At 44.1% G+C, this 11,384-nt stretch carries 6 protein-coding genes and 1 rRNA gene; all 7 read right to left on the bottom strand.

Annotated elements, in window-relative coordinates:
* A partial coding sequence (locus HMPREF1154_RS06355) for an Ig-like domain-containing protein (RefSeq protein WP_198004479.1) occupies window positions 1–7,434 on the bottom strand: 7,434 nt, incomplete at its 3' end.
* A gap of 164 nt (window positions 7,435–7,598) precedes the next feature.
* A complete protein-coding gene (locus HMPREF1154_RS06350) occupies window positions 7,599–8,006 on the bottom strand; it encodes a VanZ family protein (RefSeq protein ID WP_369731214.1) in 408 nt (135 codons plus the stop codon).
* 30 nt (window positions 8,007–8,036) lie between these two features.
* Window positions 8,037–9,173: a peptidylprolyl isomerase gene (locus HMPREF1154_RS06345; protein ID WP_009641756.1), complete on the bottom strand. Its 1,137-nt coding sequence runs from the start codon at window positions 9,171–9,173 to the stop codon at window positions 8,037–8,039.
* A gap of 33 nt (window positions 9,174–9,206) precedes the next feature.
* Window positions 9,207–9,791 carry a gliding motility-associated peptidyl-prolyl isomerase GldI gene (gldI, locus tag HMPREF1154_RS06340; protein ID WP_009641758.1) on the bottom strand — a complete coding sequence of 195 codons (585 nt, stop codon included), beginning with the start codon at window positions 9,789–9,791 and terminating at the stop codon, window positions 9,207–9,209.
* Entirely contained in the window at window positions 9,788–10,825 is a 1,038-nt protein-coding gene (locus HMPREF1154_RS06335) for a DHH family phosphoesterase (RefSeq protein WP_009641753.1), read from the bottom strand. The genes gldI and HMPREF1154_RS06335 overlap by 4 nt, the downstream gene beginning before the upstream one ends.
* 65 nt (window positions 10,826–10,890) lie before the next feature.
* A complete protein-coding gene (locus tag HMPREF1154_RS06330; protein WP_009641757.1) occupies window positions 10,891–11,127 on the bottom strand; it encodes a DUF3820 family protein in 237 nt (78 codons plus the stop codon).
* An 88-nt stretch (window positions 11,128–11,215) separates the two neighbouring features.
* Window positions 11,216–11,324: ribosomal RNA gene (gene rrf / locus HMPREF1154_RS06325) — 5S ribosomal RNA — on the bottom strand.
* Window positions 11,325–11,384 lie beyond the last annotated feature (60 nt).

Genomic DNA, 11,384 nt, shown 5'->3' with positions numbered 1-11,384 from the left:
TACATCATTGGTCGATACCACATTGGTTATCTTAGCGGTACTTACAGCATCGCACTGATCCTCAGTGGTTACTGTTGGCTGGTCTGGACGACCTTTGGCCGCTTTTATCTCAAACTCAGCTGACTGCTTATCACAACCGTCCTTAGTTGCCGTTACTTTATACTTACCTACGCCCAAACCTGAGATTACCCCTGTGGTTCTATCTACAGTTGCGGTTACGGTGGCGCTGGTTACGGTATTGATAAAAGTATAGCTTACATCATTGGTCGATACCACATTGGTTATCTTAGCGGTACTTACAGCATCGCACTGATCCTCAGTGGTTACTACTGGCTGGTCTGGACGACCTTTGGCAGCGGTAATGGTAAATTCAGCTGAGGTCTCTGTACAAGTACCTTTTGTTGCTGTTACCTTGTAAGTCCCTTCGGCAAGCCCTGTTACTACTCCTGTCGTTCTATTGATAGTAGCCGCTACAGTAGTGTTAGTTCGTGTATTGGTAAAGGTATAGCTTACATCATTGGTCGGTACCACATTGGAAATCCTAACTGTACTTGGGTTATCACAGTTTGCTGCATCTTCAGCCACTATAGTTGGTTTAGCAGGATTAGGAAACTGCTCATCTATGGTAAAGAGAGCTGAAAGCGCTGAGGCACAGCCATTTTGGGTTACTTTAAGTTTGTATTTACCTGCGGGCAGGTCGGTGATAGCCCCTGTACCTGCATCTACAGTCGCACTTACTGCTGTATTATGAATATCAATAAATGTATAAGTAGCGCCCGTATACTGACTAATATTGGTAATCTTCATCAGGGTAGGAGCTGTACAGCTCGGATCACTGACCTTATCCAAGGTTGGAGTAACTGGGGTCTTGGGGGCCTCTATAGTAAAGTCATCAGACTGAGGAGAATCACAGCTATCCTTCTTAGCATAGAGCTTATGAGTGCCTACCGCTAAGTCGGTGGTGATCACCCCTTGGGTGCTAACTGTAAGCTCTGTAGGGTTTCCTACCAAGTAGTATTTGTAGCCCAAGGAAGCCTCGTAGCCTACTATCTTGATTTTCGTCTTATCGGTACAAGTAGCATTCTCATACACTTCCAAGACTGGCTTATTGGGAGCTGTCTTGCCCTTTACGACAAAGGTAACAGGCAGAGAGTAACAGCCATTGGTACCCTTAGCACGCATCGTATGAGTACCTACCGCAGGCGTTGGAGTGATTTCTCCATTGCCATTGAGCGTATATTCTGTGTCATCCGCTGCATGGAAGGTAAGTCCAGCACGAGAGGAAGTAATCTTCACCTTAGTATTCTCGGTACAGTTGAATGTCTCTACACTGAGTGTTGGTTTCGCTGGTGCCTGCTTAACCACAAAGGTTATGGAGTTGCTACGCACCGTCTCACATTGGCCTATTACCTCTACATAGTAATAGAAAGTACCAGCGGTAGTGAGCGAAGGTATATAGTTAGGCGCATCTGTCCCTACATGGGTACCGCCTACATTGGTAGCGGTAGTGGTTTGGTACCACTTGTATTGGAGCGTACCACTTCCTTCGGCTACCACGCTGAGTGGCCTAACCGTCTCGTTTTGGCAATAGGTATCTCCTACAGGAGGTGCTGTGATAGTGGTCTTCTTATTGATAGTTACCCTTACTGGAATGGTACGTTCCTCTTTACCACAATCATCCTTGACCACACAATAGTAATAGGTAATTCCTGTTGATGTGGTCGTAGGGGTATAGGTATCAGTCATAACCCCAGTCGAGGTACCTCCATGTATAATCGGAGAGGTATTTTTGAACCACTCATAGGTCAGTCCTTGTCCTGTAGCCACTACCTTGAAGGGTTGCACCCCTGTCTGTCCTTGGCAATAGGTAGCATTGGAAGGCTGCTGGGTAATAGCCATAGAAGGTTTTACCGTTACAGGGATGATATTACTTACTGGGGCTGCACAAGCTGCATCATTGGCTACCTTCACAAAGTAATAGGTGATTCCCTCCTGATTCGTTTCAGGGGTATAAGAGGCCTGAGTAGCCCCTAATATAGGAGTAGCTCCTGCGGTACTATTGGTGCTATTCTGATACCATTGGTAGGTATAGTTCGTATCATTCCCTTCTGCCACTACGGTAAGAGGTGCTGCGGTAGCCCCTTTACAATAAGGGGTAGCTGGGGCTACAGGCTGGGTTTTGATTTTTAGATATTGAACATTTAGCTTAAATACCTCTGATTGTGTTGTATATGAGATCGGAGGCGCTGGAGATGGTTGTAGCTGGAGCGTAGTCAACTCTATCTTATATTCCTTACCATTCATTGCTTCTGTAGCGGTCATCGTATAGGTATAAGTTCGCTTATCTCCATTCCTTGTTTCTGTCAGAGGAGCTATATATGAAAATACACCTCCATTCTTTTCCATAAGCTTCAGGGAAGAAGGAATCGCTCCTATATAAACAGTAGCTTCCATTTTTATCGTTACAGTCTCTCCTACACATACAGTTTGATCAGTAGGTTGCTGGCTTATTTGAGGTGGGTTTGACGGATTAGGCGTTTGATATATCCCTATCTGCTTATCCAATACCTTACTACAAGAGGTAAGGGTACCATCGGTAATTTTGGTCACCTTCACTATCGTATTGGGTTGTATCGTTTCAGTATAAGTAACCACTCCTGTAGCATTCAGTGTGATGGTTTGCTCTGGCTGGGTACCTATTTGGAAGGTTATCATCGCATTAGGGGTTCCCTTAAAGGTTAAGGTAACAGGATCTCCTGTTGGCGAAACTGTTGCTGGGTTTGCCACTATACTTTCAAACTGTGGATCCACTATCTGTACATTGACCACTTCCCTATCACTCTCACAATCACCATTGGTACGAGCTACATAATAAGTAGTCGTACGCAATAAGATACCAGAAGCCAAAGGCGTACCTGCTGAAGGGACATCATACCAACGTAGGTCTGCTCCCTGAGGGGCAAGGTCTCTTACGCGCTTCTGATCTGCCGCACAGAAAGTCTGATTGGCATTCACCCCTGTAGGCTTTGCGGGCTTAGGAGCAATGAGCAGTGGCGTTTTTTCGCTCACACACTTGCCTGACTCTTGTATGGTATAGAAATATTTGTCTAATATAGAAAGGTTTATAGCGTTTACATCGGCTTGCTCGTCCCAGTTATTACCATTCTGGAGGTATAGCTTAGCCGAAGTGCCTATTGCAGCCTTTACCTGCCCCACGGAGGGGGTAGTGGTATTGCATAGGGCAACAGTACGTGCCACTGCTGGAGTGAGGTTGGTAGAGCGCTCCAAGCTAAGGGTCATATGTCGGCTATGGCACTTAGGCGCTTGCTCTATGGTAAAGGTATATTTATCCAACATATTCCAGTCCACTGGATCGCTATCATTCATCTGCAGGCCGTCATTCTTATAGATATTGAGGGTACCCGTATAGCCTTTGGCTATCAAGAGAGTCCTAAGGGCACCCACGGTTGCATCTGGGCAAAGTGTCAAGGTCTCTGCACGGGCTGGAGTATGCTCTTTCTCTAAGACAGTTACTGAATAATAATCAGATGGGCACTTGTTATTCTCCTCTATGGTAAAGAAGGCACTGCTATCTACCTTTAGAATATTTGCATCATTTTGCAGATTCTTATCCTGATCATAGATTTTGATACCATCCGCTTTGGCTGAAGGATAAAGGGCGCGCAAGGCCGCTCTAAGCTCCCCTATATAGACATAAGAGAAGCCATATTCCTTCCAGTACTGGGTACAAAGCGGAATCACCTTAGGCTCGGCTACCGAATGAGGTTGTATGGTTACAGTCACTGGTGACTGAGCAGTAAGGCAAGTACCTTCCTCCTTGCTATAAGTCAGGGACGTACCTGAGGATAGCTGATAGGCATCGGCAAGGGCAACCCCATTCTGATAGAGGATGATCTTGGCATGGTCTACGGGATCAATACGCTTTTTGAGTTCACCTACCGTAAGGGCGCATATAGCCCCCAAATTTTTTGGAGCCAAAGCGGTAGTGGAAGTACGACTGAGGGTAATACTCAAGGTAGCGCTGGGGCAAAGGTAATTCTGCTGTACGCGCAAATAAAGGGTCTTGTTGCCTCCGTTGGGTATGGTTCCTACCGCATCCGAGGCCTGTTTTTCATTGGTTCCATTTTGGGCATCCTGAGCGGAAGTATACCAATGGAAGGCAAGAGCGGCTTGGCTTACAGCTGCCTCACTTTGAGAAAGAATCAGCTGAGCAACCTCTCCATAGGTGATATCCTCCTGACAGATGACAATTTGGGTCTTTACCTTATCCGAGGCGGTCGTCTTACGTACCTTCAGGGTAGCCTCGGCTCTGACCAAGACTTCCCCACAAGGGCGCACTACCTCATAGACAAAGGTATTGGTACGACCTGCATATTCGGGCGAATTGATATTGACCTGGCCATTGGCAGGTACCTCAATCACCCCAGCTTTATCCACGATACGTACCACCAAATCAGCATATTGACCTACGGTAATATCACGATTGATAAAGAGATTGTTAAGGTCAAATATCTCAGGGGTGGTATCCACGGGTGCACATTTTTCCAGACTTAGGCCGTTAGGTGCGGTAAAAGCAGGATAGTCATTGGCCTTTCTTAGCTGATAGGCTGAGATATTGGCACGTGCGATACAAGCATTCACATCATTATCGTACTCAGCGACAAATCGCACGCCATAGGTATGGGTAAAATCGTCTTCTGTGAGTGGAAACACCTCCAAGGTAGTCCCCCTGTGAAGCACATGAGTAGGATTGTCGGAGCGATACCACTCTATTTTGATCTTGTCTCCCAAGTCTGGTACCGAAAGAATGGCCTTTTGCCCTACACAATAATATTCCTGTGAGGTGGTAAGGCGTGGAGGTAAGAAGTTGGAAATCACCTCATCGTAGGTTCTTTCGTCACCACAATTATCCCTTACCTTGAACACATAGCGCGTATTGAGATCATCAGGATCCACATTAAGGAAGAAATTGCCATCGGTACTGGGGCGGTTCACGATTATCCCATCCTTAGTTACTAAGGTATAGGTATAAGGAGGCTGCCCGCCCTTGGGGATCAAAGCGATATGATATTTAGGAGGGTTGCCTGGACGGAATTCTCCACAGCCAAAGCCCACTGCATTGAGGCCTTCTAAGCTACCTTTGTATTCCTTCTCGGAGAGCACCTGGGTACATTCGTAAGGGCCTTTATTTTGGTCTTCTGTATGGGTGAAGGTACGGCGTACTATGCGGAACTTACCCTTTAGCGCTCCTGAGATAAGGGCTTCCGAAGGGCCATTAGACCCCAAGATAGGCAATGGGTTTCCATTGGAAGAGGCAGGTTTCCAGGTTTTGGTAGCCGTATCATAACGCTCTATGGAATAAAGTACATTCCCCTTAGGCTTTTGTGCTAAGTTGCCACTGACCTTAGGAAGGCAATCGGTACTCCAAGAGAGTGTATAGGCCTCAGGCTCTATAATTGCATCTGTTCTTATTTTTTCATAGCCACAGGTATCAGTATATTTGATAGTATAAGTGCCTGCAGGAAGGTCTTTTACAATCCAAAGATCCTTACGGACACGATCTGAATCCGACACTACATAAGGGATGGACATACCCGTAGGGAGCTTGGAGCGATCCCCTGTGAAGTCAGTGATAACTATTCGGGCAATCTGTGCCCTATTGTACAAATTTTCTATACGCAAAGAAGCATATTCGGTACCTGTAGCGGTAACGGCCTTACAGCTGGCCACCTGGGAGAGGTATAGGACAGCAGGTGACTCAGTAACTCCTGTACGTATGGTAAGTTCCGGATAAGACTCCGAACGAGTAGGACAATCTGCCGACACTACCCTAAACTGTACCTTATCTCCCACATTAAGCAAGCCCGAAGGAATCAGAGTGCGAGTCTGAGTGTCCCATAGTTTTACAAACTTATCCTGCATATCGGAATGTGAGGTGTGGATTTTATAAAAGCCTGCCGCATTGGGGTCAAAGTGCGCTGGATAACGTTCCAACACATAATAGACAGGAATATAAGGGGCATAGTAGCCATATCGGACGGCCTTCACCGCAGGATTACAGCCACCTGCATTATCTGTAAAGAAAGTAATATCCTTCATAGGATCCTCTGATGCTCGCGCTACATAAGGCAGTGTTTGAGTTGTCCCACAGGCGGTAATATGGGCGGTAATACGCCAAATACCGAACTCCTTAGGGGTACTCTGATAGATATCCTCTTTCCATTGCAAGAACTTATGTCCGTCCTCATCTCCCCCTCCTGAGAGCTTGAAAGCCTGCTCCAAGTCGGTACGGTTGGTTATATTTTTAGCATAATAATAGGTATGGTTTGTTGGAGAGACAAACTCCCACTTCACCTCAAAGGGATAAGGAAAAGCATCGGCTTCCCATACCTTTTCTATATTCTCTCCTCTGAGTTCCAATTTCTTAAAAGCTACAAAGTTACAGCTGTATTCATGTACCAAAGGTTGAGATTTGTTAGGAAGGTCTTCTCTGATTTTGGTGAATTTAAGAATCTGATTTGCTGCCACGACCACTTGTTCAGAAGCATTTCCACCTCCAAAGGAACAGTTGTCTGTTACTTTTACCTTATAGTTGCCCGCTGGCACATCCAAAAAGACATTGGAGGACTGGCGAGGCCTTACTACTGTACCATTATCAGCATTGATCAAGGTATAAGTAAGAGGAAACTTCCCAGAGGTTACCTTCACTCTGATACTTCCATTCCCTGTACAAAGGGCAGGGATATATTGGGCGGTATAAGCAATAGGTTCATTATCCGCACGAACAGTCACCTGCTGAGTTAGCGTAGTATGAGGGGCTGTTTTTTTCACAGCCTTAATGTCATAGATACCTGCTCCCAGTCCTTCGTACTTAGGTGCAATTAGAGGTGAGGTAGGGTAAACTGCATCCGAGTACTTCTTATAATAGAAGTCATAATCGCTATTGCTGGCACCCTGTCCCACTACTGAGAAAAAGATCCCTGCCGCATTGGCACACCACTCGTCTTCCACACGAACAGCCAACTCATGGGGCACACTACTGATAGGCTTTATGGTATAGTCAAAGCTGGTAGTATAGGTACAAAGCCCATTCTCCGCCTTGAGTGCAAAGCGTCGCTCCTTGGTGGTCACGCCCACTGGAATCTCTATAGTGACTTTTTCATCGGCAGGTTGAGAGTAGCTATACCTATATACATAGGTATTCCCATCCTGATCGGTCAGGGTATACTTGGTATCATTCAGCGGATAGCGAATGACAAATTCGGCCGTAGCCCCATAGCTTACTTTTGAGAAAGTTGTGATGTGGGTCTGCTCCAAGGCCTTCTGTATATAGGGATCACACGTTTGTGCAAATGACTTGCCCGAAAGCAATAACCCTATGAAAACCAACAAATTGAAAATCTTCTGCTGCATTCTATTAACCTTATTTAGCATACTAAAAATAAGTTTTATAATTTGAATGCAAAGATAAGTATTTTCTTAACCTGACGCTATTTATTTATACAAAAGTTATCAATATTCGTTGGCTTATTTTTAAGATTTGATTATATGTTTTAACTTTTATAAGCAGTCTCAGCTTATTTCTTCAGTAGCTTATGGGCTAATTGGATTTTGACCCAGTAGCCTAATGAAATTCCCAAGGCATCAGCCAAAAGGTCAAGAGGATCACCTGAGCGCCCCATGTGCATATATTCTTGAGCCAACTCGGTGGCTATACCATAGAGCAAAAGTAGTGTAAAGCAAAGCCAAAAGGCTTGTAGGGGGAAAGTGGCCTTGTACAAAAAAGAAAGTAGCGCAAAGATGGCCACATGTACTACCTTGTCAGCTCCCTCAAAAAGAGGTAGCTCCTGTGGTAAGTCTTTGGGCGAACTTAGCAGCATGTAGGTAAGAAAAAGCCAGTAAAGTATTAATAGTACGGGGAGAAAACGATTTATTTTCATAATATGGTGTGGAGACGAATGTCTTTCGTCTTTAAGAAAAAAGATTAGGGGCGAATTGCCTCGCCCCTATTATCATTATTTTGCAACATCAGTAACTTTTGCATCCACAATTTCTATTTCAAACATAAGGTCAGCATCGGGAGGAATCACGCCATTACCAAAACCTTGTTTGCCATAAGCCAAGGCAGAAGGGATAAATACACGTATCCTATCGCCTACTTTCATAGAAAGAAGTGCTTCCTTAAAGCCAGCGATAAGGCCTACCTCTGGGCTGTATTTCCAAGCATAAGGGATATATCCATACTGAGGATCAGCGGCACGTGCGGCATCATAAGCATCATTCTCTTTGGCTATTTCTGCTATATTGGTGTCAAACAAATCTCCTGTAGCGCGGAGGAAACCTGCATAATTTACCAATACATCTGAACCGATTTGAGGTTTTACACCATTGCCTTCCTTGAGTTTAAGTATCTTGATACCTGAGGGTTGTGCTACTGCTTTAGCTTCCTGCTCTGCCATAAGGGCAAGGTTCTTTTCCTTTTGTGATTCTAACTTCTGAGCCTTAGCATTTTGCTCTTTCATAAAAGCATCAAACACTTTAGGAGCGTCCCATTTCTGAGCGTCCTTACCTACACGGATAATCTCTACCTTCTTAATAACCACAGGATCTACAGGGCGATCTTGTGCACCTGTCTTTACAGAAGTAATCTTGCTAATAACATCTTCGCCTTGGATTACTTGTCCAAAAATAGTATGGCGGAAGTTAAGCCAATCGGTAGCTACTTCGGTGATGAAGAACTGGCTGCCATTGGTAGCAGGCCCTGAGTTAGCCATACCAAGTTGGCCTTTTCTGGTGTATCTGAGGGTATCTACAAACTCATCAGCAAACTTATACCCAGGGTCGCCCTCTCCTGTTGCGGTACGGTCGCCCGCCTGGAGCATAAAGTTCTTAATCACACGGTGTGATTTGGTACCATCGTAATAACGCTTACCTTTGAGAGAGTCTGCTACATAAGTATTGGTACCTTCGGCCAAAGAAACAAAATTGGCCACGGTTCCTGGAGTTGCCTTGTAGTAAAGCTCGGCAAGCATATCTCCGTAATTGGTTTGGATATCTGCATACAAGCCATCCTTTAGGTTCGGATACTTAGCAGACTTACAAGCCACTAATAACAAGGGCAATAACAATGCCCATAATTTGACTTTTTTCATAAATTTCTATATTTAACAAATGAAATTACATTTTTAATTAGCCCTATCGGCACTCTTTTTAGCCGTATCTACGGCATCTTCCTCTTTGGCAGGCGTAATCTTAAGAATATGTACCTGGGCACGGATAGGCTTATTGATACCTATTTTTTCCTTATCTCCATGATATCCAAAAGCAATTTCCGAAGGGAAGAAAAATACGGCTTCCTCATAGACTTTCAATAGCTTAATGGCCTGCCGAAGTCCCTGAAATAGTTCTTGCTTATCCACTATATAAGTAATGACCTTAGAGTCCTCCTTAGTATAAATTTCTTTCCCGTAAATATCTGAAATACTATAGGTAAACTCCACTTGATCTCCAAATTGAGGTAAAGGGTCAGGTGCTGCATTCTCCGATAGATAGTAGTACTTGAAACCATCCTTGGAACTCAGATAGGTATGTAGTGTATCACAAGCAATAATGGAATCCATCACAGCCTCTTGGTCTTCAAGTAATTCCCTATTTTTCTTAGCCGATTCTTTTAGAAAAGTATCTGTTTTGATCATTACAGGACGGCGAGCTTCCTTCTTATTACAGGAAACTACCAACAGAAGTATCAGTAGGGCAAATATAGTTCTCATAATATGGAATTTGAATGATAGGCATCGGGACGTGATAAGAATTGGGGCAATACCTCCAAGAAATACTTAACCGTATCCTCCAAAGAGGTGTGCGAACTTCCCCCCGCCGCATTGATATGCCCCCCTCCATTGAAATAAGTACGCGCCAAGAGATTCACATCTAAGTTGGTTTTGGATCGGAAAGAAATTTTGATCAGCTTATCTTCCTCGTTCTCAATAAATATAGCAGCCAATTCAGCCTCCTTGATACGCAGCCCGTAATTGACAAAGCCTTCGGTATCGCCCTTGCGAAAGTTGAACTGCTTGAGGGTCTTGCTACTGATATACATATAAGCCGTATGATGCTGTGGCAAATAGGTGAGATCATTGAGCACATGTCCCAATAGCAACAGACGGTCTATGGAATAGCTATCTAAGACTTCTGAGGCTATCTCTGTACAATTAGCTCCTTTCTCCAAGAGCGTTGCTACAATCCTATGAGTCTCAGGGGAAGTCATTGAAAAACGAAATCCTCCTGTATCGGTCATAATTCCTGTATAGAGACAGGTGGCAATCTCTTGATTGATAGCCTGCTCAGAGCTAAGAGCAGTTATCACCTTATATATCAGCTCACAAGTGGAACTGGCCTTGTCATCGGAATAAGTAATCTTAGCATACGTATCGGGCTGTTGGTGGTGATCTACCATAACAAAGTCAGCCTGCGACTGCTCTAACAAGGCGGTCAAAGGCTTAGCTCTCAGTAGGTTATTAAAATCCAATGTAAAGATAAGAGAAGAAGCCGCAATACGTTGCTGAGCCTTACTCTCCCCATTGGGATAAATAAGAATTTGGTCAGCGGCAGGCATCCATTTTAGGAAATCAGGGAAATCAGTAGGGGCAATCACCTGTACATCGTGTCCTTGATTTTTAAGAAAATGATACAATCCCAATGTGCTCCCTATGGCATCTCCATCGGGAGAGGTATGGGGAACTATGGTTATCACTGGCCTATGATCCAAAAGCGCTTGTAGGCTTTTACTATCTTGTATATTCATAGGGCAAAGATACAAATTCTTTTTGAATTATCAATTGCTAATTGTCAATTGTTAATGAAATATCACTAGGATTGCTCACTCCCATCACCCATCATTTGCTTGAGGTTATCTATAATTTCTTGGAGGCCATTAGTTTTTATCTCAAAGACAGTAGAGAGGAGCATACCGAGCTTTCCCTTGGGGAAACCTTGCGAACTGAACCATTCCAAATAATAGATCGGTAAATCAGCAATTATTGTGCCCTTATACTTACCATAAGGCATAGGGGTGGTGATGATTTCTTTGAGAATTTCGTTGTTCATAGTGGTTAGTGGTTAGTGGTTAGTAGTTAGTGGTTAGAAAAAATAGTAAAAAACCGAACTATTCAAAAGAATAATTCGGTTATTGTAAAGAAGGCGGCGACATACTCTCCCACAAATTGCAGTACCATCTGCGCTAAAAGGTTTAACTTCTCTGTTCGGAATGGTAAGAGGTGAGACCTTTCGCTTTAACCACCTTAAATTTTTAGTGATTAGTGAAAAACTAATAGTGAATAGTTCTTCACCACACTTGTATTTTA

The sequence above is a fragment of the Capnocytophaga sp. CM59 genome (assembly GCF_000293175.1).
GTDB lineage: Bacteria > Bacteroidota > Bacteroidia > Flavobacteriales > Flavobacteriaceae > Capnocytophaga > Capnocytophaga granulosa.
This window is presented reverse-complemented; position numbering and strand designations above follow the sequence as displayed.

Excerpts from the sequence above, each read along its gene's own strand:
- HMPREF1154_RS06345 (WP_009641756.1), bottom strand. The coding sequence starts at position 9,173 with ATGAAAAAAGTCAAATTATGGGCATTGTTATTGCCCTTGTTATTAGTG.
- gldI (WP_009641758.1), bottom strand. The coding sequence starts at position 9,791 with ATGAGAACTATATTTGCCCTACTGATACTTCTGTTGGTAGTTTCCTGT.
- HMPREF1154_RS06335 (WP_009641753.1), bottom strand. The coding sequence starts at position 10,825 with ATGAATATACAAGATAGTAAAAGCCTACAAGCGCTTTTGGATCATAGG.
- HMPREF1154_RS06330 (WP_009641757.1), bottom strand. The coding sequence starts at position 11,127 with ATGAACAACGAAATTCTCAAAGAAATCATCACCACCCCTATGCCTTAT.